The following is a 22,580-nucleotide window of genomic DNA, read 5'->3' as shown; positions in this document are numbered from 1 at the left end:
TTACATCCCAGTCACACGGCTGCAGATGTAAACAACACGGTAAAAATACGCGATAAAAATGCCAGCCACTTTATTCAAGGGCTGGCATTTTTTATGGTTCTTTTTAGGGTTAAATGCTATCTGACTAAGCCATCTACTCTCTGGTTAGGCCGCCTATTCTCTAACTAATGCCTATTCTCTAACTAAACCCACATCGCAGGCAGCTTATATCAAGCGCTTGGCTTAAGCTCTGGCGGCTCTTGCCGCTCTTACCAAGCTCTGGCGACTAAGCCTTTTAAGTAGAATCCCTCTGGGAAGGCGCTACCGATAGGGTGATCGCTCGCTTGGCTTAAGCGTTCGATAAACTGGATTTCGCGTTTTGCGTCCAACGCCGCATCGGCCACGATTTTTTGGAACAGATCCGCAGGCATTAATCCTGAGCAAGAGAAGGTCAATAACACCCCGCCCGGATTCAACAACTGCAATGCAATCATATTGATATCTTTATAACCACGGCAGGCGCCATTTAACTGCGCCTTATTATCGGCAAACTTAGGTGGGTCGAGTACGATAACATCGAAGGTCTTGCCTTCATCACGGTATTGGCGCAGCAACTTAAACACATCGGCTTCGTTGTAATGTACTTTGTCATCACTCAAACCGTTCACTTGCATATTGAGGCGCGCCGTCGCTAATGCTAAAGAAGACACATCGACGTTTTCTATGCTGGCAGCGCCTGCTTTCGCGGCGTACAAACCAAAGGTGCCTGTGTAGCAGAAACAGTTCAATACTGATTTATCTTTCACAAAACGGGCGGCAATGGCGCGGTTATCACGTTGATCGAGATAGAAACCTGTCTTATGACCTTTAATCACATCAACGGCAATCTTGATACCGTTTTCTTCGATAATCACCGGCATTTCTGGCAGCGTACCGTGCAGTAAACCGGTAACTGGCAGCAGGCCTTCTTTCTTACGGGAATCCACATCGGAGCGCTCATAGATAGCGCAATCAGGATATTGCTCGGCCAATAACTCAACTAAGGTATCGCGCCATAAATCAGCACCTGTGCTCAGTAACTGGCACACCAACACATTGGCATATCTATCGATGGTGATCCCAGGTAAACCATCGGACTCGGCGGCCACTAAACGATAACCCGTTAAGCCTTGCTCACGAATTAAATCGTTACGGCCAATTTGTGCCCGCTGTAAACGTCTGGCAAAAAACTCGCGATCAATTTCTTCTTCGCGATCAAAAGTCCAAATCCGCACTTGGATTTGCGACTCAGGCGACCAAGCACCACGACCTAACCAATGACCATCATGAGCGACCACATCGACTGTCTCACCCGCTTCAGGTTTTCCCTTAATGTTATGAATAGCATTGGAAAATACCCAAGGATGGCGACGCTCGAGCGACTTCTCGCGGCCGGGTTTAAGTTTGATTCTGATAGCCATAGTTGCCTTATAAATAGTGCCGCCACTAAAAAAGGGCTGCTGTCTAAAAAATGGGAAACGGATGATATACCCAATGTCACCTGAGTGCGAGTACCGAACGCGCCGCAGCGCTTATTTGCCATCATCCACGGGTTGCCGATCATACCTTATTTTGCGCCACTAAACCTGCGCAAGAAACGCCATTTTTTCCATAAATTGGGCAATTTCTCTGCTCTCTCGATCGCGCTGATCTCGATTTTCACAACATCATTTTAACTTAAGTTGAAAGATATTGGTCTGAGTGCGGGTCTCATTAACGCAACAGGAAAAAGCTCTGAGCATTCGAAAGGCTCGTTTAGCCCGCGCACAAGATATTCAAACGAATCGCTCGATAACAACTAGGCTTACTCCTGTGTTTATTAGTCAATGCTTTATAAGTCGTCGATTTACAGCAGTCGTTATCAAAGCAACCAAATTAAGATTACTCATTAGCAGTCACACTCAAAAGGATTAGAACCATGAATAAGAAAACACAAACTGCACTGACGGGCGCCGCATTAGCGATGGCAATGGCAATGGCAAGCATGGCGGGTTACGCCAATGCCGCCGAACCTATGGCTGGCGCTGACAGTACCGATCTCGTACATTGTTATGGCGTGAATGCCTGTAAAGGTCATAACGATTGCAAAACCGCTGATAACGCCTGTGCTGGACACGCCAGCTGCAAAGGCAGTGGTTTTGTAGCTATGCCATCAAAAAGCTGTGGTGATGTCGGCGGTAAAGTCGCTGATGATTGGGTAGGCAAAATTGCCAACGCCGAACTCGTTCACTGCTATGGCGTTAACACCTGTAAAGGCCATAACGATTGTAAAACTGCCGACAATGCCTGTGCGGGCCACGCCAGCTGTAAAGGCAGTGGTTTTGTCGCAGCACCTGCAAAATCCTGCGGTGATATCGGCGGCAAAGCAGGCGCCTAAACGCCAATATACTGATTAAAAATCGTGACCAGTTTGTGCTGGTCACGTTTATCCCCCTGTTTACCACGCATTCAGCAGAAGACTTAAGGATAAGGAGTCAATGTGGCGCAAGATGTCATCACGCAAGCACCGTTAGGTTTTGGCTTAGGTCTTAGGACGCAGCATTTTGATGCCGTGCTCAATACCGAACCCGATATCGATTGGTTTGAAGTGCTCTCGGAAAACTACATGGTCGCTGGCGGCAAACCCCGCTATTACCTCAAGGAAATTGGCGAGCGCTATCCCCTGGTGATGCACGGTGTTTCTCTGTCGATTGGCAGTACCGATCCGCTCAATATGGATTACCTTAAAGCCTTAAAGCAGCTCGCCAACGATGTGCAACCCCAATGGATTTCCGATCATATCTGCTGGACCTCAATTCACGGGGTGAACAGCCATGATCTCCTGCCACTGCCCTATACCGAAGAAACCGTTAAGCATGTGGCGCAGCGGATTAAAATCGTCCAAGATTTTTTAGGCCGCCGCATTCTGATGGAGAACGTTTCTAGCTATTTGTCCTATCAAGATTCCAGCATGGACGAATGGGAATTCGTTAATGCCGTTGCCGAGACCACAGACTGTTTAATCTTGTTAGACATCAATAATATTTACGTCAGTGCCCGCAATCACAATTTCAACCCGTTGGACTACTTGAATAAAATTAATCCCAAGCGAGTGCAGCAATTCCACCTCGCCGGACACAGCGACTATGGCGACTATGTGATAGACACGCACGACCATGATGTACCAAGCAGCGTGTGGGACCTCTACCGCGCGGCACTGAAACGTTTTGGCGGCATCAGCACTATGATAGAGCGCGACGCCAATATCCCCGAGTTTTCCGCCCTCGAAGCCGAACTCACAATTGCCAGAAATATCGCCCGCGATACCTTAGGTGAGGTACATCCACTCAACGCCGCCAAAAGTAGGAAGAACATGCATGAAGGAAAGGTTATCGCATGAGCCAACTTCAGCAGCTACAACACGCATTTATGAATTATCTGCTGGCGAGTGCTGCGGTTGATACACCGCCCACACTTGAGCAAACCACGCAAACCTTCAAAGATAAGATTGCTGAGCAAGGCGGCATTAATGCCGATATTCGGATGCAGATTTATGCCAATGCCTATCGCATTCGTTTAACCGAAACCCTCGAAACCGACCACGAAATGCTGGGCATCTATCTGGGTGCTGAACTCTTTGAACGTATGGCCAAAGGTTATATTGCCAGTCAGCCATCGGCGTTTACTTCACTGCGCAGTTTTGCCGATGCCCTGCCCGACTACTTAACCCAAGATGCGTTTTTCAGTCAGTATCCGATTATTGCCGATATTGCTCGCTTCGAGCGGCGTTTATTGAATGCCTTCGATGCTTTTGATACCGATCGCGCCACTTTTGCGCGCCTGCAAGCACTGCCTGCCGAGCAATGGCCTGGTTGCCAACTGCGTTTTCACCCCAGCGTGCAGCTATTCCAATGCAACAGTAATGCAGTTGAAACTTGGCAAGCATTAAAACAGCAAGAATCACCGCCTAGTCCCGATGATCAAGGCAAACGAGCTTGGTTACTTTGGCGTGGCGAAAGCCGATTAACTGAGTTTATTTCCCTGTCAGAATATCAACTCGCCCTGCTGCTGGGATTTATCAGCGGTGCCACCTTTGCCGAACAATGCGAAATGATGTTGGCATTTTTTAGCGACGCGCAGGCGCCGATGCAAGTGCTGCAGGCACTGCAAGCTTGGTTTCAAATGGGGCTTATCCGCGACATCGCCTGATGCTCTAATCGGTTTGGAGATTGAGTGTTAGCCAGATTTAAAGTGAATTAACTTGAGTGAGTTTAAGTTGTTTTATTTGGCTTGATTTAGCGAGCTTAACTGAATGAGTAATTAACTCCGCAGCGCCAACTCAACAATCACTGGCGCATGATCTGTACTGTAGGCATCGCGCTCATATTCGGGTCTGACTAAGTGCCTGTCGCAGGTTTGATAATCCACTACTTGCGCTAAACTGCGGCCATGGCTCGCATCAAACTCGCTCGAAAGCAAAATATAATCCAGCACAGAACCTTTGGGGCCGTAGTAATGGGTCGCCGCTCTGTGTTCCCTATGGTAAGCGGTATTCCCCGTCAAACTGTCCCTCAAGTTCGCTTCAATAAATAACTCATAGGCATCTTTAAGTTGATACTGAGCAAACACCGCCGCTAACGCCGCATCCGATAAATGCCCAAGGCCAGCGGCTTTAATATCATTACTGTGAAGGCTCTCGCCCTGAATCGTTAATGCATCTAAGGCGCCCATCGTCAGGCTGTCGTTAAAATCTCCCATCACGATGACGGGATGTTTAGATTCTTGTCTGCGTACTAATATGCCATTGAATAATAACGCAGCTTCCGCGCCGCGCTGCATGGTTGATGCCCAGCGGCCTAAAGCTTGCTCGGTGAGTAATTGGGTTTCTGAATGCAGTTTCATGCTCGCTGCTGGCGCCGAGTTATCGAATCCTAGGGGCTGATTTTCAAATCGCTTAGGTTCAATTAGCTTAGGCTCGAGCGCTAATCCAGCGCGTTTTGACTTAAAGTGCACCACATAAAAATCACACTTACCGATATGTGGCACCTCAACGGTTGCGCGCAGCACCTTACGGCTAAAAGCAAATTCACTCGATAATCCCATAGCCGCCACTAAGCGCGCATCAGGTTCGACACTGCTGATTTCCACAATGGGATAACGGGAGGCAAGCGCGACCACTGGGCTACGATAAATGTAATCACTAATAAGAGTTGGCGCATCAATGACAGCAAAATGCACTAGCCCTTGCTCGCTGGCGATTCGTTTGAGCGGTTCAGGACTAAACACTTCTTGAAATCCGACAATATCGGGCTGGCGATGGGTGAGAAACTCACTCAGCCATTGGCACTTTTTCTGCCACTGACCATGGCTATAGATATTTTCAAAGTCGTAGTAAGCCAAAGGCGGCTCAATAAAGTTAAACAGATTGATACTGGCGATTTTGATATTGGCGACTCTCATCTGTTCGATGTCATTATGTTCAACAGCCGCAGCCATGGAGTCCAACCCATCCACATCGATATTGTATGCCACGGCTTAATACCTCCAAATCTGAATACGGCGACCTGTCTTAATTTGTCAGAGAGATCAGTTTGACTCACAGGAACAGACACAACAAGGGTATACCCGATGCGCATCAATGCCAAATAATCCATTTGAGATAAGGTGTTAGCCAAACTCAATCGACGCATCAATATCCGATCCCGAGACATCAATACCCAATGCCCGATAACCGATAATAAAGATTAGACACCTCATAGAGTCAGCATCACAGCCAACGCCCATAAAACAAACAAATCAACAACAAGCCGCTGCACATAAATCCATCAACCAGCCCAATAACCATACACAAACTCAAGCAATACCATAATATTTACATCTGATTAAAATCTAAATTTAAACAAAAACATAGGTAACGACTTGTGCGGTTGACTTTCACTTTTGGCCCATTAGAATGATGGCGACTTTTAATCATTGCGGAGACCCACTGTGGGCACACACATAAGCGACAGTAGACGCCCTGTCCAAAAGACAGGATTTAACGCCTAGCACTAGCCCGCAATTTTTTTGCTGCTACCTGCTAAGCAGGGTAGTAGCGTGAACTATTCTTCACTCCGCCTCCCCCAAATATCAAATACAAACCATAAAGCCTGAGCCTATGGCCGCGCTTTCGCCATTCCAGCATATTCGCTGGGGTTCAGTTATGGGTATTTTTTGCATCTCAAAGCACGTTTTTTGCCTCAGTGGACTTCGTTTTCCCTATGGATTAACACCTAAGGGTTTACATCTGAGGAGCCTAAATATGGCTTACATAAACAACACAGCAATTTTGCGGTCTCTATCCTGTGCAAGTATCAGCTTGTACTACAGCATGAGTGCGGCGGCATCGCACCTCGAAGTGGATGATCCCGCCCTCGCGGATCGCTGTGAATTAGAAATGGGCTGGCAACAACCTAGGTCGGATCATGCACGCCCACAATTTAACGCAACCACGACTTGCAGCCGCAATCAATGGGAATGGCATTTAGGATTAGCATCCAATGCCAATGACGATAATCGTGAGGAGCAGGCTGAAGTCGGTATCAAGCTACCACTCAACTTAAGCTCTCACTCCGATTCAGATCGGCAACAGAATGATTGGCACAGCGCAGTGGTGATCAACTTGCAGAAAAACCTCGATATCGGCAACGGATTTTCCACCGAAGCCTTCGGCATTATTGGTAAAACCTTAGGCGATTCCGATGTCAGCCTGTATGCCAACTTAGGTTTTACACATGAGTTTAATGAATCGACCCAATTACTTGCGGGCATCGCGGCGGCCTATGAACTCACTAGTCAGCATCGCGTGATAGCCGAGCTTTATCAAAAAGAGTTGAGTGAGGCGGCCTATCAGTTCGCCTATCAACACACTCCGCAACGGCAGCTACAGCTGGAATTGAGCTTAGGCAATGCCCTTCGTGGCAACGCGCTGCAACTTGGCGCAGACATCACCTTTTACTTTGGTCACTAGATCGTTGAGAGAATGAACTATGAACATGAATAACAGCACAAACAACACTAAAAAAATCATCCATAACCTGCAAATGATTATCGAGCAACGCAGTGCCAGCGCTATGGCTGAATTAGCCGGAAAGCGCCACCCTGCCGATATTGCAGCAGTATTTAACGTCTTTAATCAAGAGCAACAAGTCCTATTGTTGCAACTGGCCTCACCTAAGGTTTGCGCCAATTTGTTTCGCTACCTGACCGACGAATTGCAGGCGAGCTTAGTTCAGCAGCTAGACAAAACCACGCTTTCAGCGCTGCTAGTGCACATGGCGGCCGATGAACGTGCCGACCTTTACAATCTGCTCGATGAAACCCAGCAAGCGGCCATTTTACCTGCGCTCGCATTGGCCAAACGGGAAGATATGCGCACCCTCGCCGCCTATGACAAAGCGAAGGTCGGCGCGGTCATGACATCGGATTACACCTTGCTCAATAGCCGCCATACTGCGGCAGAAGCCATTGATACCCTACGCACAGAGGCCGCCGATAAGGAAACCATTTATCAAACCTATGTGGTAGACATGTTAGGTCGCTTGATTGGTACTGTGTCTTTAAGACAGTTATTGCTGGCGCAGCCGCACGAGCGAGTGGTCGATTTTATGAAGCCCGACCCCGTCGCGCTCGATGCCAATGCGTTTCGCGAAGAAGCGGTGCAGATGATCGCCCATTACGACTTGATGGCGCTGCCTGTAGTCAATGGCAAAGGCCAGCTTGTCGGTATTGTCACCTATGATGATGCTATGGATATTGCCAGCTCACAGGCGGATCTTGAGTTCACGAAAACCGCGGCCATCGGCAATATTGACCATAACCTCAAGACCGCCAGCATAGGCTTACTCTACCGCAAGCGCGTGGTTTGGCTGGTGATTTTGGTGTTTGGCAATATCTTCTCAGGAGCCGGTATCGCCTTCTTCGAAGACACGATTGCCAGTTATGTTTCCTTGGTCTTCTTCCTGCCGCTACTGATCGATAGCGGCGGTAATGCGGGATCACAATCGGCGACCTTAATGGTACGCGGGTTAGCCACGGGAGAAGTGGTACTCAAGGACTGGCTATCTATGTTAGGCCGTGAGTTATTTGTCGCCGGATTATTAGGTGCCAGCATGGCGGCGGCAGTGTCCTTATTAGGATTTTGGCGTGGCGGGCCTGAAATCGCACTGGTTGTCGCGCTCACTATGCAAATCGTGGTGATTATTGGCAGCTTGATTGGTATGTCTCTGCCCTTCTTACTGAGCAAATTGAAGATGGATCCTGCGGCGGCGAGTGCGCCACTCATCACCTCCATCGCCGATATCATAGGCGTGCTGGTTTATTTCAGCATTGCGACTATGGTGCTCGACTTACCCATGCCATAGGCATGCAATAAAGCCTTCATAGCGCTAATCAATAGCGATAAAACCTCAAAGTGAACCAGCTGACTTGACCCAGTTTTCAGTGTTAGCTTGGTTCACTTTTCATTCAAAAAATAGGGTTAATTTGCGCCAACGCATTAAAGCGACAAAAACCCTAAAAAAATTAAGAATAAAGCGCAAGGATCAGTTAATATTTCAACACCCAAATGGTTTTACTTTTTATTAACATTGCAATATTTACCGCTGAGCCCAGTCACAGTAAGTCGATAAGCAATAGTGATAGTCCTAGCGACTTGAGAGGTTTTATATGTGGTTTAATTCCCAGCTCAAAGCTGAAAACCAGGCGCTAAAAGAGCGACTCATCCAACTAGAACGCCAACACCAAAATGAAATAGATGAACTGCGTGGCATGATCCGTGAAAATGAGACTATACAGCAGCAATCACGGCAAAATGCGGATCACTACACTGAGGTCATTGCCTGCCAAAACCAAGGTGGAGACATGCTCAATGCGGTGCGCGAAGGCTTAGCCAACAGCGCCGAATTACTTACCGCTGAACAAGATTCACTGTCAGAGCTCGATAAGATTTTTGATCAAACCCGCATCGCCGTGGCAAGTTTAGGCACTAGGGCGACTTATATTAATGAGCAAGCGTCGAGCAGTATGAAAGCCGTTACTGAACTAGATGCGACGACCTCTTCAATCAACCAATTTGTCGCCGCGATTCAAGGCATCTCAGAACAAACAAACTTGCTGGCATTGAATGCCGCCATTGAAGCCGCTCGCGCAGGCGAAGCGGGACGCGGCTTTGCTGTGGTTGCCGATGAAGTACGCCAGCTTGCCAGTAAAGCCCACGAAGCCAGTAGCCATATTGAAAAACTCGTAAAACAAATCGTTATCCAAGCTGCTGAAATTAAAGAAATTGTCCATAACAATCAAAGTAGCGCCATTGACGTGGCCAGCTCTTCTACCCAAATCGGCCAAGTGGTCGAGGATGTACTGAATCGTTCAAAGCAAATGCAGCAGGTTATCCATAACGCTGCTACCGCGTCATTCTTAAATACCACTAAGCTCGACCACGCGGTTTGGAAAAGCAGTGTTTATCAATTAATTGAAAAACCACAGCATAATCACAGTGTAAACTCGCACACTGAGTGCCGTCTCGGACAATGGTATTTCAAAGGGTTTGGGGCTGAGAATTATCAGCATTTGAGTAACTTCAAAGCCTTAGATGCACCACATAAAGCGGTGCACGAAGCGGGTAAAGCCGCACTCAATGCCAGACAAAAAGGTAATTTACCTGAGATGGTCAAACAACTGCACTCAATGGAGGACGCCAGTATGCGCGTTGTGCACTGTATTGATAATCTGATGCGTGACGTCTATCGCGCCTGATGTTTTCTAACAGGCTGCAGTCGCATTGATAAAACCTACCTAAGAGCGCCATATTCGCGCTCTTTTTTATCGTTAAAAACGATATAGTAAATTTCATCTTAGAAAATCAACCCCTAGCTATACTTGATTTGAACACAGCGTTCATCTTTAATCGTTTTAAGAGCAAGCAGTGAGACTCAATTATAACGTTCTAATCTTTAGGGTTATTAATGAAATTAGTCACAAACTTTTTGCTATCACTTATCCTCTGCAGCGCTTTCTCCCTGAGCGCACAGCCGCTAAACATCTATACGGAAGAATGGTCGCCGATCAGTTTCTCTGTTGATGGCAAACCTGCAGGTTTAGCAGTACAAGTCGTAGAAGAAATTCAAAAACGCATCAAGAGTCCAGACCCAATTAAAGTCGTACCTTGGGCTCGCGGCTGGAAAATGTTGACCGAGCAGCCCAATACTGTGTTATTCACTATGACGCGCACCGCAGAAAGAGAACAGATGTTTACTATGATTGGACCTGTTGCTGTCGGCACAACCAATTTTTATGCCTTAAAAAATAGCGGTATAAAAATTACCTCAATAGAAGATGCTAAAACGGCGAAGGCAATTGGTGTCTATCGTGCCTCAGTGGAAGAGCGCCTATTGCTCGAACTGGGATTTACCAATGTCGCCGCCTCATCCGCGCCCTTATTGAGTGCAAAACAACTGATGAAGCACCGTATCGACCTTTGGTGTAATGCCAATCTCACTGCGCCAAGTATTTTGTCGGATGCGGGCGCGAGTATTGATGATGTAGAGTCCCTCTTCACGATTAGCGCTAATCATCTCTACATTGCCTTCTCACAAGGCACCCCCAATGAAGTGATCGAGCAGTGGAAAAGCGCCCTAGAAGCGATAAAAGCGGATGGCACCTTCGCAACGATTTACCATACTTGGCTCCCCAACGATGCGCCGCCAATGCAGACCGAACGTATCGGACTGGGCAACTAAATCGATTGTTCTACGTTTTAAGTGCTAAGTTTTGATTTCTAAGTGCTAAGTGCAAAACTCTATCACTCTTTAGCAAACTCTTAGAAAGGACACTCGCAAATCCAGTCGATACGCTCACCCGTCAATGGATGATCAAACGCTAAGCGGGTCGCATGCAGCATTAATCTACTGTTACTCGTCATCTTAGTGATGTCTGGTTCAGGTGCATCAGCGTTATCGGCCTTATCAGCCACACTCTCACCCACACCACCATAGAGATCGCACCCCAGAATCGAGTGACCAAATTGCTGACTGTGGATCCGCAGTTGATGGGTTCGGCCAGAAACCGGGGTAAACTCGACCCGCGTGGCGAAAGGCTCGGTTAACCGCTCGAGCACCCGATATTCGCTGATCGCAGGTTTACCTGTACTGTGGCAAATCTTTTGTAGTGGGAAATGGTCACTATCTTTAGCGATCGGCAGATTAATCATCCCGCTGTCAGCGGCAATATGTCCGTGCAGCAAGGCTGTATAACACTTCTCGATCGTGCGTGCCTGAAACTGCTTGGTCAGCAAGCCATTCACGCTTTTATTCAGTGCCACCAGCATAATGCCCGAAGTGCCAAAATCGAGTCTGTGCAACAAAGTGGCCGTCGGAAAATCCTGCACTAAACGATAATGCACTGAGTCGAGATTGAGCGGATTCTTCCCCGACAGACTCAATAATCCGCTCGGCTTATCAATCAGCAGAATGTCGCTATCTTGATAAAGCACGCGTATTTGCCCGAGGCAAGGCGGCGCAATAAAAGTATCAACTTTGGCAGGGCTATCGGCAGGAGCAGACATAGTTTTCAGGCAACCTAAATGGGCAATAAAATGAGTGAAGTCATACTCAAAACAAACTGCACAACTCAATAAAACAGGCTAAATAAAATAGACCCAATAATTCGATAAAACAGACTCATTAACTTAGAAAAACAGACACGGGCCTAAATAATAAGGCCGCATAACCTAAGTTATGCGGCCCTCTAATTCACGGCATTAACGCTGTGGCTTATTTAGCCAGTACGCGTAAATGCAGTTCTTGTACTGACGTCACGTTAGTACGGTCATCAGCGGCATGGGCCATACACGTGGCGAATGCAGCGTTCATGGTCGTCGTGTAGTTAACTTTGTAACGCAGTGCACCGCGGCGCAATTGACGAGAATCTTCAATCGCTTGGCGACCTTCGGTAGTGTTCACGATATAAGTGTATTCACCATTCTTGATGCGATCGAGAATGTGTGGACGACCTTCGTGTACCTTGTTCACTAGACGTGGGTTGATACCCGCTTCGCCAAGGATAATCGCAGTACCGTGAGTGGCATCGATTTGGTAACCGAGCTCGATTAACTTAGCCGCTAAATCGGCAACGCGTTTCTTATCGCTGTTACGCACAGACAATAATGCACGACCCGACTTAGGCACTTCAGAAGTGGCACCTAACTGCGCCTTGGCATAGGCTTCGGCGAACGTATCGCCCACGCCCATGACTTCACCGGTAGAGCGCATTTCTGGGCCTAACAGTGGGTCAACACCCGGGAACTTGTTAAATGGCAACACCACTTCTTTCACTGAGTAGAAAGGTGGGATCACTTCTTTAGTGAAGTTTTGCGACGTTAAGCTTTGACCCGCCATCACACGCGCGGCAATCTTAGCTAAAGGCACACCTGTTGCTTTAGACACAAATGGCACAGTACGGGCAGCACGTGGGTTAACTTCAATCATATAGATTTCGTTATCTTTCACGGCAAACTGTACGTTCATCAGGCCGACAACACCGAGTTCCATCGCCAACTTGCCGACTTGAACGCGCATGCGATCTTGGATTTCTTGGCTTAGCGTGTACGGTGGAAGCGAACAACCTGAGTCACCTGAGTGAACACCCGCTTGTTCGATATGCTCCATAATCGCGCCAATTACCACGATTTCACCGTCACATACTGCATCAATATCCACTTCAATCGCATCATCTAAGAAGCGATCGAGCAGTACTGGCGACGCATTCGATACGCTGACGGCTTCGTTGAAGTAACGCAGCAAATCTTGCTTGTCGTAGACGATTTCCATCGCGCGGCCGCCCAGTACATAGGATGGACGCACAACTAACGGATAACCGATACGCTCAGCGGCAATCACAGCACCTTCAACCGTAGTCACGGTATCGTTTTCAGGCTGCTTCATCTCTAAGCGTTGAATCGCTTGCTGGAAACGCTCACGGTCTTCGGCGCGGTCGATTGCATCTGGGCTAGTACCAATGACAGGTACGCCAGCGGCTTCTAAGGCACGGGCCAATTTCAATGGTGTTTGACCACCGTACTGTACGATAACGCCTTTTGGCTTCTCGATGCGGACGATTTCTAGTACATCTTCCAGTGTGACAGGTTCGAAGTACAGACGGTCTGAAGTGTCGTAGTCGGTTGAAACGGTTTCAGGGTTACAGTTCACCATGATGGTTTCATAACCGTCTTCACGTAGCGCTAACGCCGCGTGTACACAGCAATAATCGAACTCGATACCTTGACCGATACGGTTTGGCCCGCCACCTAACACCATGATTTTGTCACGGGTCGATGGGTTAGCTTCACATTCTTCTTCGTACGTTGAGTACATGTAAGCTGTGTCTGTTGCAAACTCAGCCGCACAGGTATCCACACGCTTGTAGACTGGGTGCAGGTCAAACTTGTCACGCAGCTTACGCACTTCGGCTTCGTTCACGCCTAATACATCGGCCAGACGCGCATCAGCAAAACCTTTACGTTTCAGTTTACGCAGTAAGTCGATATCCAGACCCGCAAGACCCGCGTCAGCAACAACACCTTCAAGCTGAACCAGCTCTTCGATTTGCACGAGGAACCAAGGGTCGATATTGGTCAGCTTAAAGATTTCATCTAAGCTCAAACCCGCACGCATCGCATCGGCTATGTACCAAATACGGTCGCAACCAGGCTCTTTCAGCTCAAGGCGAATACGCGCCATCGCCTCAGGCTTAGACATGTCAGTGATAGGGTCTAAACCGTTACGGTTAACTTCTAAACCACGTAAGGCTTTTTGCAGTGACTCTTGGAAAGTACGGCCAATCGCCATCACTTCACCCACAGATTTCATCTGTGTGGTTAAGCGATCATTGGCGCCAGCAAACTTTTCAAAGTTAAAGCGTGGCACTTTAGTCACAACGTAATCGATAGCAGGCTCGAATGACGCTGGCGTAAGACCGCCAGTGATGTCGTTCATCAGCTCATCAAGGGTGAAACCAACCGCTAACTTAGCGGCGATTTTCGCAATCGGGAAACCCGTTGCCTTTGATGCCAATGCTGAAGAGCGCGATACACGTGGGTTCATCTCGATGATAACCATACGGCCATCTTTCGGGTTGATACCAAACTGTACGTTCGAACCGCCTGTCTCAACACCAATCTCACGCAGTACGGCCATAGAGGCGTTACGCATGATTTGGTATTCTTTGTCTGTCAGGGTTTGTGCTGGCGCAACGGTAATAGAGTCGCCAGTATGTACACCCATAGGATCGAAGTTTTCGATGGCGCAGACGATAATGCAGTTATCGTTGCGGTCACGGACCACTTCCATCTCGTATTCTTTCCAACCGATCAGTGATTCGTCGATCAGCAGTTCACTCGTTGGCGATAACTCTAAGCCCTGTGAACAGATCTCTTCGAACTCTTCCTTGTTGTAGGCGATACCGCCGCCCGAGCCACCCATAGTAAAGGATGGACGGATAATACAAGGGAAACCCACTTGTTCGAGTACGCCGTAAGCTTCTTCCATGTTGTGGGCAATGCCCGCACGTGGGCAGTCAAGACCGATACTTTTCATCGCTTTATCAAAGCGGCTACGGTCTTCAGCTTTATCGATGGCATCGGCGGTCGCGCCAATCATCTCGACGTTAAATTCTTTCAGTACGCCTTTAGCTTCGAGTTCTAATGCGCAGTTCAGTGCGGTTTGGCCACCCATGGTTGGCAGAATCGCATCTGGGCGTTCTTTAGCAATAATGTTACGGACCACTTCCCAGTGAATCGGCTCGATATAAGTAGCATCGGCCATTTCTGGGTCAGTCATAATGGTGGCAGGGTTAGAGTTCACCAGAATGACACGGTAGCCTTCTTCACGCAGCGCTTTACACGCCTGTGCGCCAGAATAGTCAAATTCACATGCCTGACCAATCACGATTGGGCCGGCGCCTAGGATAAGAATACTCTTTATATCTGTACGTTTTGGCATTGCTTCTCTCTTCTCCTAGCTAGCGTACTACTTGGCGTTCTGACGGTATTGTTCAATAAGCTCGATAAAGTGATCGAACAGAGGTGCGGCATCGTTCGGGCCCGGGCTCGCTTCAGGGTGACCTTGGAAGCTGAACGCAGGTTTGTCCGTAAGATGGATACCTTGCAGTGAACCATCAAACAGCGACTTATGCGTCACCTTAATGTTGGCGGGTAGCGTGGTTTCATCGGCAGCAAAACCGTGGTTTTGACTGGTGATCATCACGTTACCTTTCTCGATGTTGCTCACTGGGTGGTTTGCACCGTGGTGACCAAACTTCATCTTTAAGGTTTTTGCACCTGAGGCCAGAGCTAACAACTGATGACCTAAACAGATACCGAAAATCGGTGTGTCGGTTTTCAGGATCTGTTGAATTGCTTCAATTGCGTAATCGCATGGCTCTGGATCGCCAGGGCCGTTCGAAAGGAACACACCATCAGGATTCATCGCCAGCACGTCGGCGGCAGAGGTTTTAGCTGGCACAACCGTGACGTCGCAACCGCGGTCCACTAACATACGCAGAATGTTTTGCTTAACGCCGTAGTCGTAGGCTACTACTTTGTATTTAAGCTCATTTTCTGGCGTATCTGCAGGTAAACCGCCCACTAAACGCCAACTACCTTTGCGCCATGTATAGGCAGCTTTAGTTGTGACTTCTTTAGCGAGATCCATACCTTTTAAACCGGGGAAGGCTTTGGCAGCGGCGAGCGCTTTTGCTTCGTCTAAGTCTGCACCTGCCATAATACAACCGGCTTGTGCACCTTTTTCACGGAGAATACGAGTTAACTTGCGGGTATCGATATCTGCTATGCCAACGACATTGTTCGCTTTGAGATAATCACTTAAGCTTTGTTGATTACGGAAACTACTTGCGATGAGCGGAAGATCACGAATGATAAGACCACAAGCGTGAACCCCATCGGATTCAACATCTTCATCATTGGTACCAGTGTTGCCTATGTGTGGGTAGGTTAATGTTACAATCTGGCGTGAGTAGGATGGATCAGTTAAAATTTCTTGGTAACCTGTCATGGAAGTGTTAAAAACAACTTCACCAACAGAGAGACCATCGGCACCAATTGCTGTGCCAGAGAATACAGTTCCATCTTCGAGTACGAGTAAGGCAGACTTTGTCAACGCGACCTCCATAAAGAGCCAAGCCACTGAAATATAATGTTTTTATGTTATGTTAAGATACCAATTTCCGCTAATTTACGAAATTTTGACAAATTCCAGCGAGTTTACAGGAAAAACGCGAAACCGTCCACCCATTGGTATCTGGGTGCAAAAAAAAACGCCATATCGGCGTTTTTAATATTAATGCAAACCTAAAACCTGCTGCATATCATACAAGCCCGGTTTTTGCTCCACGAGCCAGTGGGCGGCACGCATAGCGCCGTTAGCAAAGGTCATACGACTCGAGGCTTTATGGGTGATCTCTAAACGCTCACCGATATCGGCAAACATGGCCGTATGTTCACCGACTAAGTCACCAGCACGAATAGTCGCAAAACCTATGGTTTCACGATCGCGTTCACCCGTGATCCCTTCGCGGCCATACACGGCACATTTCTCAAGATCGCGACCTAAGGTCTTAGCAATCACTTCACCCATTTTCAGGGCTGTACCCGACGGCGCATCTTTTTTGTGTCTGTGGTGACCTTCGATAATTTCGATATCCGTGTAATCACCCATAACTTCGGCAGCCAGTTCGAGCAATTTCCACATCAGGTTGACACCCACAGACATATTCGGCGCCATCACTACCGGCGTTTGCTCGGCAAAAGCATTGATCTGTTCTTTTTGAGCATGATTGAAACCGGTTGTGCCGATCACCATGGCTTTCTTATGGCGCACACACCAATCTAAATGGACAATACTGGCGTCTGGCGCAGTGAAATCAATCAAGACATCAAAATCATCGGTCGCGTAATCCAGCGAATCCATGATCATGACTTTTAATTTACCCACACCAGCTAGCTCACCTGCATCCACGCCCACTAAACTAGAGCCAGCGCGCTCAATAGCGGCACCCAGCAATATATGGTCGTGATTGTAAGCCGCTTCAATAAGAGTGCGTCCCATACGACCACCGGCACCGACGATTGCCACTCTCACTTGTCCACTCATTTCAATCTCCTCAATCTTTCTTTGTCTTCCATAAGAAAACGCCTAAGACAGGCTTAGGCGTTTTATCAATATTAGATGATATCTAATAATTCAACTTCGAATACCAAAGTTGAATAAGGAGGAATCGATGCCCCCGCGCCACGCTCACCGTAAGCTAGGTGATGTGGAACAAATAATTTCAACTTAGTGCCTACTGGCATCAGTTGCAGTGCTTCAGTCCAGCCAGCGATAACGCCAGATACTGGGAACTCAGCTGGTTGGCCACGAACTACAGAGCTATCGAACACATCACCATTGATGAAAGAACCATGGTAGTGAGTACGCACTGTATCTTCGTAAGTTGGAGTAGCACCGTCACCTTGGACTAATACTTCGAACTGCAGACCAGAGTCAGTCACAGTCACGCCATCACGCTTAGCATTTTCAGCTAAGAACGCATCGCCTTCAGCAGACGCAGCTGCAGCAGCTTGCTCTTGAGCAGCTTGAATACGACCGCTAATTTCAGTGAACGCAACTTGCAGATCTTGCATAGACACAGCACTTTCTAAACCGGCAAACGCATCGGCTAAACCCGCTTGAACGGCTGGAATATCCACACCATCAAAAGAATTGGCGGCCAGTTGCTCACCCATTTGACGGCCTACACCGTAGCTTGCTTGCTGTTCAACAGTACTGAATTTATCAGACATAATTAACGACTCTCAATTTATCAGTGGAATTTTGCGCGCCAGTTTACCATAGTTCCGCGACCTATGCTGATAAACTGACTGCTTATTTAACTAAGGCGGCTTTTTTACACACTTATTGCGTATTTATCCAAAAGCGTAAATAGGCTAAGGACGCATATCGGCCAGAAAACAACCGCTAACACTCAGCTAAGTGGCACTTCGCTATGCAGCGTGCAGCTTATTTCGGCGCCACACATTGATTCTTCACTTGGGTTTTCGCACTGGCATAGAGTGGCTGCATCTGCCCTTGCAGTTGTTGCAACTGAGCGATGCGATTACTGTTCGATGGATGGGTTGATAATAATTCCGGCCCTTGACTGCCGCCCACCTTCGACATGTTCTGCCATAAGGTCACACTTTGCGCCGGATCGAAACCGGCTCTCGCCATCAGCTCTAAGCCCATCACATCGGCCTCGCTCTCTTGAGCGCGGCCAAAGGGCAGAATCACCCCAACCTGAGCACCGAGTCCTAACGCCGACATATATAAGTCGCGATTCGACACACCACTCGCCCCCAACGCCGCATCGGCTATTTGCATCCCGACGCCCGTTAACTGTCCGCGAGAAACCTGCTCGTTACCATGTTGCGCCAACACATGCGCCACTTCATGACCGAGCACAGTAGCAAGCTGATCAGGACCATCGGCAACCTTAAGTAAACCGCTATACACACCAATATGGCCACCCGGCAGTGCAAAGGCGTTAACTTGTTCAGAGTCAAACAAGACGACATCCCAGCGCTGGGTTTGATCCGGCAGCACTGCAGTCACCCGATTAGCGACACAATTCACGTATTGCGTCAGCTTCTTATCGCTACTCACCTTTTGCTGCTTTTTCATCTCTTCAAAAGAAGCATCACCCATCTGCTGCATCTGCGCCGCTGAAAAGAGCAAGGTCTGCCCCCGCCCCGTTGGCGATTGCGTGGTCGCGCAGGCCGATAATCCGAGCACGACTGCCAAACCCACTAAGCCTAAACGCATTGATTTCATGTGGCACTCCTTAAATCCCATGACGGGCGTGAAGATCCTTGAGCCAAACTGGCTCAACTAATGGAAAGATTTTACTGAGATAGACAATATAAGCCAAATAGAGAAACACTGGCGGCGCGCGTTAGCGATACTTTGCACCTAAAGGGAATTAATACTCTTCTTTTAACAAAGCGTAGAGATACTCATCGCCCCACGCGCCCTTAAAGAAGATGTTTTTCACATAATGGGCTTCACGCCTAAAATGGAGTTTTTCGAGTAAGCGACAGCTGGCAAGATTTTGTGCGTCTGTGATCGCAATAACGCGATGCTTATGTAATTCAATGAAGAGGTAATCCAGCAATGCGCTGACGGCCTCAAAAGCGACATGTTTACCTTGATGCTCAGGCGCAATCGTAAAGCCGATTTCCACCTGCAGCTCATCAATAAAGTGCAGCGCCAGATCGCCAACGAGCGCGGTCGGTGTTGCTCCCGACGCGGCAGTGACAATCGCAAGTTGAAACCACGTATCCGCCGCACCAAATTGTGCGTAATCCATATTGTCGAACAGCGCGACTGCATCGCTATAGAGGTAATCCGTCCAGCTTTGATATTGGGCGACCTTAGGGTCGGCTCGATAGGCGGTAAAAGCCTCAAGATCCGCTCGCTGGAATGGCCTAAGTACAAAGTGCTCAGTCGTTAAACCGTTATTCACCACTTTATGAAGTGCTTTGCTTAACGCCAATGTCGATGCCATAACTTAGCTCCCTTAATGTAAATAAGTCACTAAGTTACACCCAGAGCGAAAGCGTTAACAGCAGCCAATGCGCTTTATTCTGTTATCGGTTTAGTGATAGCTGCGCGCCAAGCTTGGATGCTATGAATCGCTTCACTCTTTGATTGAGGATGGCATCACTCTAGCTTCACTATGAATAGCATCAATCTCAGCGCTTACCTTTAAACTCTTTGGCGCTATGCTTATTGATGCTACGGCGATTCGCCTGTTTATCCCGCGGTGGTCGCTTACGCTCAACTTTACTCTCTGTGGCGCCATCACGGGTATTTTCACTCGGCTTATCGGTTACTGGAAAGTCAGCCAATAATGCCAGCGGTAACTCCCGCGCGGTTAAACTGCGGATCGCCGTTAAAGTTGCCATTTCACCGTGGCACACGAGGGAAATCGCCAGCCCTTTTTCGCCAGCGCGGGCGGTGCGGCCAATGCGGTGCACGTACACAGGCGCGCTCATGGGCAAATCCAAATTGATGACGACAGGCAAGGCATCAACATGAATGCCGCGCGCCATCAAATCTGTCGCCACTAATACTTGGATCCGATTGGCTTTAAAGTCGGCCAAGGTTTGGCTGCGAACGGTTTGCTCTTTTTCACCGTGCAGCGCGGCGACTTTCATCCCCGCTTTAGCGAGTCGTTTAGCGACGGCATCAGCATCATCACGGGCGCTGATAAACACCAGCACCTGTGGCCATTGATATTGTTTTAACAGCGCAATCAATACCTGCGCTTTACTGCCCTTGTTGACTAAATAGAGTTGTTCTTCGATTTCACCTGCCACTGAATTCATCTTGTGGGCTTCAACCCGTAGCGGCTCATTCACCAGCAGCTTGCCCGCCAATGTATCCAACGCCTCGGGCAAAGTGGCAGAAAACAACGAGGTTTGCTTAAGTTTAGGCATGAACGCCATCAGCTTTTGCACATCGGGCCAAAACCCCATTTCCAGCAGGCGGTCGGCTTCATCCAGCACAAGATGTTTTATCGAATAGAGGCTGATGTGGGACTGTTTGCATAAATCCAGTAAACGCCCGGGGGTTGCCACTAACACCTGCGGCTTGGCAGTGAGTTCTACTAATTGATCTTCCAATGCGACCCCGCCACACAGAAGCTGAATGTTCAACGAAGTCGATAACTGACTCGCCACTGTTTGCAGCGCCTCAGTCACTTGCAGCGCTAATTCCCGCGTAGGCACCAGCACTAACGCCAGTGCATTTTGGGCCGGCACAGACTTAGCACCCTGTAACTCTGTTTGCTGTTGCAATAAAAGTTGTTGTAGAAGTGGCAAACCAAAAGCTAAGGTTTTCCCGCTACCGGTTTGTGCTAAGGCTAACAAATCCCGTCCCGCTAGAATGGCCGGAATCGCCAGTTGCTGCACCTTTGTCGGATGTTTAAGACTTGCAGGCAAAGCCTTAAGTAACGCCGAATTTAAGCCAAGCTCAGCAAAAGTTAACAACTCAGGGGAAGAAGAAAGCTCAGGAAAGGTCATCACAACACCGGATCAAAACATGGGAGCGAAAGTTTACTGAGAGTTGGCGGTGAATACCAATGTTGTTTCGGCTTTTACGCAAGCCTTGGTACAGTTTGCGACGGTACTCTTTACCACGGTACGGTTTGCAACAATACTGCTACGGCATTTGCGTTACGCCGCTAAGCAAGCCTAAGTTTTAAACTTCGTTTGAATTTCTAAATCCAAGATCAAATCAAAATCGACATCAAAGTCGTGGGGCTTCACCCCCTGATGTTAAATCAAGAGTCGACCAAGAGGGGCTCAACTGCAATCCCCTCTTGGCTCTCCCTTGCCGACAAGGTCCATATCTAACGGCCAGTTCGCAGGAATAGGCTAATTCCGGTCGCTTCTGTGTTCGTGGTGTATCTTAAAAGAGACTCCAGCCGCATCTTTCTTATGTGCGCAAAGTTAACGCAGGTGATGGGATGGTAGATTTTAATCCCACAGCTTTCGTGAGCGCTTATGGTAGAATCCCGCCTAATCAGCTTTATGAATGTGCAACACAACTCATTTGTTTAACTGAGCGTAGTGGAACACTACCGTGATTAACTAAATGAGGAGAAAAGATTATGAGTAAGTTAAATGCCGAAGAACGTAAAGCCCGCGATAACGCCCGTTTTTCACAACGCGTCGATGAACGCCGCACAAAAGGTGAAGACGTGGTCGCCTACGTGCTAGGCAACAAGCTCGCGTTTAAGTTTCTGACTAAACCAGAGAGACACGAATTTAAACAAAGAGAAGCCGCACTTGAAGAAGAAGCCAAACTTAAAAAGCAGCAAGCGTTTCAGCTTAAAACCGAGCAAGAGTTAGAGAAAGTAGAAGCCGCATTTACTGTTCCAGAAGAGTAACCTCTCAAAAGAGCCATTGATTATAATTGATGGCTCACGCATACCCCATTTCCAAACTTCGTTTGGATTTTCGAATCGAAATCAAAATCAACGTTGTGGGGCTTCACCCCCTGATTTTTTATTAGAGAATCGACCAAGGAGGACTGCTCGTCCTATCCTCCTTGGATGCTCCATGACGAACAACCTCCATGTCTAACTGCCAGTTCGCCATCCCTAGCTCTCGTTCGAAACGCTGCTACGCAGCACTCACCCTAGCGAAGCTACATGCATTGCTCATTCATTAATAACAGCAAGGTCTCATACTCCAACAAAAATCGCCTAACGGCTCAGATGGCACATCCATGTGCCCCCGAGCCTGCGCCATCATCCATGATGTCGCCACGGCATTTTTATCTCCGTATTTCGACAACTTCGCAGTGTAGTGGTCAAGTAAAATTGGCCACGGTTTTAGAGTCATTCCAATATAAACGTTCTGACTCATTTGGCGTTAACCCACCATTATATTGATGGGGTCTGGTCTCACTGTAATATCCAGTGATGTA

At 48.1% G+C, this 22,580-nt stretch carries 19 protein-coding genes; 9 read left to right on the top strand and 10 right to left on the bottom strand.

Annotated elements, in window-relative coordinates; translation table 11 throughout:
* Positions 1 to 248 precede the first annotated feature (248 nt).
* Positions 249 to 1,439: a class I SAM-dependent methyltransferase gene (locus MO387_RS01750; RefSeq protein ID WP_107948784.1), complete on the bottom strand. Its 1,191-nt coding sequence runs from the start codon at positions 1,437 to 1,439 to the stop codon at positions 249 to 251.
* A 497-nt stretch (positions 1,440 to 1,936) separates the two neighbouring features.
* Here MO387_RS01750 and MO387_RS01745 point away from each other — a divergent pair, with 497 nt between their 5' ends.
* The 3 genes from MO387_RS01745 to MO387_RS01735 all read left to right on the top strand — a co-directional run bounded on the left by MO387_RS01745 (position 1,937) and on the right by MO387_RS01735 (position 4,206).
* Positions 1,937 to 2,395 carry a hypothetical protein gene (locus MO387_RS01745; protein ID WP_107948786.1) on the top strand — a complete coding sequence of 153 codons (459 nt, stop codon included), beginning with the start codon at positions 1,937 to 1,939 and terminating at the stop codon, positions 2,393 to 2,395.
* A gap of 102 nt (positions 2,396 to 2,497) precedes the next feature.
* Complete coding sequence (locus tag MO387_RS01740) at positions 2,498 to 3,397, top strand: DUF692 domain-containing protein (RefSeq protein ID WP_107948788.1); 900 nt, start codon at positions 2,498 to 2,500, stop codon at positions 3,395 to 3,397.
* The gene (locus tag MO387_RS01735) at positions 3,394 to 4,206 is read left to right on the top strand and encodes a DNA-binding domain-containing protein (protein ID WP_107948790.1); all 813 of its coding nucleotides are present in this window, start codon (positions 3,394 to 3,396) and stop codon (positions 4,204 to 4,206) included. Before MO387_RS01740 ends, MO387_RS01735 begins: the two co-directional genes overlap by 4 nt.
* 111 nt (positions 4,207 to 4,317) lie before the next feature.
* Here the strand turns inward: MO387_RS01735 and MO387_RS01730 are convergent, their stop codons facing one another.
* The gene (locus MO387_RS01730) at positions 4,318 to 5,529 is read right to left on the bottom strand and encodes an endonuclease/exonuclease/phosphatase family protein (protein ID WP_199908749.1); all 1,212 of its coding nucleotides are present in this window, start codon (positions 5,527 to 5,529) and stop codon (positions 4,318 to 4,320) included.
* 769 nt (positions 5,530 to 6,298) lie between these two features.
* On the opposite strand from MO387_RS01730, the gene MO387_RS01725 reads away from it, so the two are divergent.
* The 4 genes from MO387_RS01725 (at position 6,299) to MO387_RS01710 (ending at position 10,775) form a co-directional block, all read left to right on the top strand.
* Entirely contained in the window at positions 6,299 to 7,006 is a 708-nt protein-coding gene (locus MO387_RS01725) for a hypothetical protein (RefSeq protein WP_107948796.1), read from the top strand.
* A 19-nt stretch (positions 7,007 to 7,025) separates the two neighbouring features.
* Positions 7,026 to 8,399: a magnesium transporter gene (mgtE, locus tag MO387_RS01720; RefSeq protein WP_107948798.1), complete on the top strand. Its 1,374-nt coding sequence runs from the start codon at positions 7,026 to 7,028 to the stop codon at positions 8,397 to 8,399.
* Positions 8,400 to 8,703: 304 nt separating this feature from the next.
* Positions 8,704 to 9,792: a methyl-accepting chemotaxis protein gene (locus tag MO387_RS01715; protein WP_107948800.1), complete on the top strand. Its 1,089-nt coding sequence runs from the start codon at positions 8,704 to 8,706 to the stop codon at positions 9,790 to 9,792.
* A 209-nt stretch (positions 9,793 to 10,001) separates the two neighbouring features.
* The gene (locus tag MO387_RS01710) at positions 10,002 to 10,775 is read left to right on the top strand and encodes an ABC transporter substrate-binding protein (RefSeq protein ID WP_107948802.1); all 774 of its coding nucleotides are present in this window, start codon (positions 10,002 to 10,004) and stop codon (positions 10,773 to 10,775) included.
* Positions 10,776 to 10,855: 80 nt separating this feature from the next.
* Here the strand turns inward: MO387_RS01710 and MO387_RS01705 are convergent, their stop codons facing one another.
* The 8 genes from MO387_RS01705 to MO387_RS01670 form a co-directional block, all read right to left on the bottom strand.
* Positions 10,856 to 11,599 (bottom strand): RluA family pseudouridine synthase, encoded by a 744-nt coding sequence (locus MO387_RS01705; RefSeq protein ID WP_107948804.1) that lies wholly within the window; start codon positions 11,597 to 11,599, stop codon positions 10,856 to 10,858.
* A gap of 208 nt (positions 11,600 to 11,807) precedes the next feature.
* Entirely contained in the window at positions 11,808 to 15,032 is a 3,225-nt protein-coding gene (gene carB, locus MO387_RS01700) for a carbamoyl-phosphate synthase large subunit (RefSeq protein ID WP_006083905.1), read from the bottom strand.
* Positions 15,033 to 15,059: 27 nt separating this feature from the next.
* Positions 15,060 to 16,220 (bottom strand): glutamine-hydrolyzing carbamoyl-phosphate synthase small subunit, encoded by a 1,161-nt coding sequence (gene carA, locus MO387_RS01695; RefSeq protein WP_107948806.1) that lies wholly within the window; start codon positions 16,218 to 16,220, stop codon positions 15,060 to 15,062.
* Between the two features lie 168 nt (positions 16,221 to 16,388).
* A complete protein-coding gene (gene dapB, locus MO387_RS01690) occupies positions 16,389 to 17,201 on the bottom strand; it encodes a 4-hydroxy-tetrahydrodipicolinate reductase (protein WP_006082785.1) in 813 nt (270 codons plus the stop codon).
* Positions 17,202 to 17,272: 71 nt separating this feature from the next.
* A complete protein-coding gene (locus MO387_RS01685) occupies positions 17,273 to 17,890 on the bottom strand; it encodes an FKBP-type peptidyl-prolyl cis-trans isomerase (protein ID WP_006083907.1) in 618 nt (205 codons plus the stop codon).
* A 217-nt stretch (positions 17,891 to 18,107) separates the two neighbouring features.
* The gene (locus tag MO387_RS01680) at positions 18,108 to 18,917 is read right to left on the bottom strand and encodes a M48 family metallopeptidase (RefSeq protein WP_006083908.1); all 810 of its coding nucleotides are present in this window, start codon (positions 18,915 to 18,917) and stop codon (positions 18,108 to 18,110) included.
* 148 nt (positions 18,918 to 19,065) lie between these two features.
* Positions 19,066 to 19,650, bottom strand: a complete 585-nt coding sequence (locus MO387_RS01675) for a GNAT family protein (protein WP_107948808.1) — start codon at positions 19,648 to 19,650, stop codon at positions 19,066 to 19,068.
* A 187-nt stretch (positions 19,651 to 19,837) separates the two neighbouring features.
* Positions 19,838 to 21,169: a DEAD/DEAH box helicase gene (locus tag MO387_RS01670; RefSeq protein WP_107948810.1), complete on the bottom strand. Its 1,332-nt coding sequence runs from the start codon at positions 21,167 to 21,169 to the stop codon at positions 19,838 to 19,840.
* Between the two features lie 49 nt (positions 21,170 to 21,218).
* On the opposite strand from MO387_RS01670, the gene MO387_RS21160 reads away from it, so the two are divergent.
* Both MO387_RS21160 and MO387_RS01665 read left to right on the top strand, forming a co-directional pair.
* On the top strand, positions 21,219 to 21,344 hold the full coding sequence (locus MO387_RS21160) for a hypothetical protein (protein WP_267897849.1): 126 nt from the start codon (positions 21,219 to 21,221) through the stop codon (positions 21,342 to 21,344).
* Between the two features lie 415 nt (positions 21,345 to 21,759).
* The gene (locus MO387_RS01665; RefSeq protein WP_028759454.1) at positions 21,760 to 22,038 is read left to right on the top strand and encodes a hypothetical protein; all 279 of its coding nucleotides are present in this window, start codon (positions 21,760 to 21,762) and stop codon (positions 22,036 to 22,038) included.
* Positions 22,039 to 22,580: the final 542 nt, after the last annotated feature.

Origin of the sequence: Shewanella sp. N2AIL, assembly GCF_022690845.1 — a bacterium.
GTDB classification, from domain to species: Bacteria; Pseudomonadota; Gammaproteobacteria; order Enterobacterales; family Shewanellaceae; genus Shewanella; species Shewanella baltica.
This window is presented reverse-complemented; position numbering and strand designations above follow the sequence as displayed.

Excerpts from the sequence above, each read along its gene's own strand:
- MO387_RS01680 (WP_006083908.1), bottom strand. The coding sequence starts at position 18,917 with ATGAAATCAATGCGTTTAGGCTTAGTGGGTTTGGCAGTCGTGCTCGGA.
- MO387_RS01670 (WP_107948810.1), bottom strand. The coding sequence starts at position 21,169 with ATGACCTTTCCTGAGCTTTCTTCTTCCCCTGAGTTGTTAACTTTTGCT.
- MO387_RS01715 (WP_107948800.1), top strand. The coding sequence starts at position 8,704 with ATGTGGTTTAATTCCCAGCTCAAAGCTGAAAACCAGGCGCTAAAAGAG.
- MO387_RS01710 (WP_107948802.1), top strand. The coding sequence starts at position 10,002 with ATGAAATTAGTCACAAACTTTTTGCTATCACTTATCCTCTGCAGCGCT.
- carB (WP_006083905.1), bottom strand. The coding sequence starts at position 15,032 with ATGCCAAAACGTACAGATATAAAGAGTATTCTTATCCTAGGCGCCGGC.
- MO387_RS01725 (WP_107948796.1), top strand. The coding sequence starts at position 6,299 with ATGGCTTACATAAACAACACAGCAATTTTGCGGTCTCTATCCTGTGCA.
- dapB (WP_006082785.1), bottom strand. The coding sequence starts at position 17,201 with ATGAGTGGACAAGTGAGAGTGGCAATCGTCGGTGCCGGTGGTCGTATG.
- MO387_RS01705 (WP_107948804.1), bottom strand. The coding sequence starts at position 11,599 with ATGTCTGCTCCTGCCGATAGCCCTGCCAAAGTTGATACTTTTATTGCG.
- MO387_RS01675 (WP_107948808.1), bottom strand. The coding sequence starts at position 19,650 with ATGGCATCGACATTGGCGTTAAGCAAAGCACTTCATAAAGTGGTGAAT.
- MO387_RS01750 (WP_107948784.1), bottom strand. The coding sequence starts at position 1,439 with ATGGCTATCAGAATCAAACTTAAACCCGGCCGCGAGAAGTCGCTCGAG.
- MO387_RS01745 (WP_107948786.1), top strand. The coding sequence starts at position 1,937 with ATGAATAAGAAAACACAAACTGCACTGACGGGCGCCGCATTAGCGATG.
- carA (WP_107948806.1), bottom strand. The coding sequence starts at position 16,220 with ATGGAGGTCGCGTTGACAAAGTCTGCCTTACTCGTACTCGAAGATGGA.
- MO387_RS01665 (WP_028759454.1), top strand. The coding sequence starts at position 21,760 with ATGAGTAAGTTAAATGCCGAAGAACGTAAAGCCCGCGATAACGCCCGT.
- MO387_RS01685 (WP_006083907.1), bottom strand. The coding sequence starts at position 17,890 with ATGTCTGATAAATTCAGTACTGTTGAACAGCAAGCAAGCTACGGTGTA.
- mgtE (WP_107948798.1), top strand. The coding sequence starts at position 7,026 with ATGAACATGAATAACAGCACAAACAACACTAAAAAAATCATCCATAAC.
- MO387_RS01735 (WP_107948790.1), top strand. The coding sequence starts at position 3,394 with ATGAGCCAACTTCAGCAGCTACAACACGCATTTATGAATTATCTGCTG.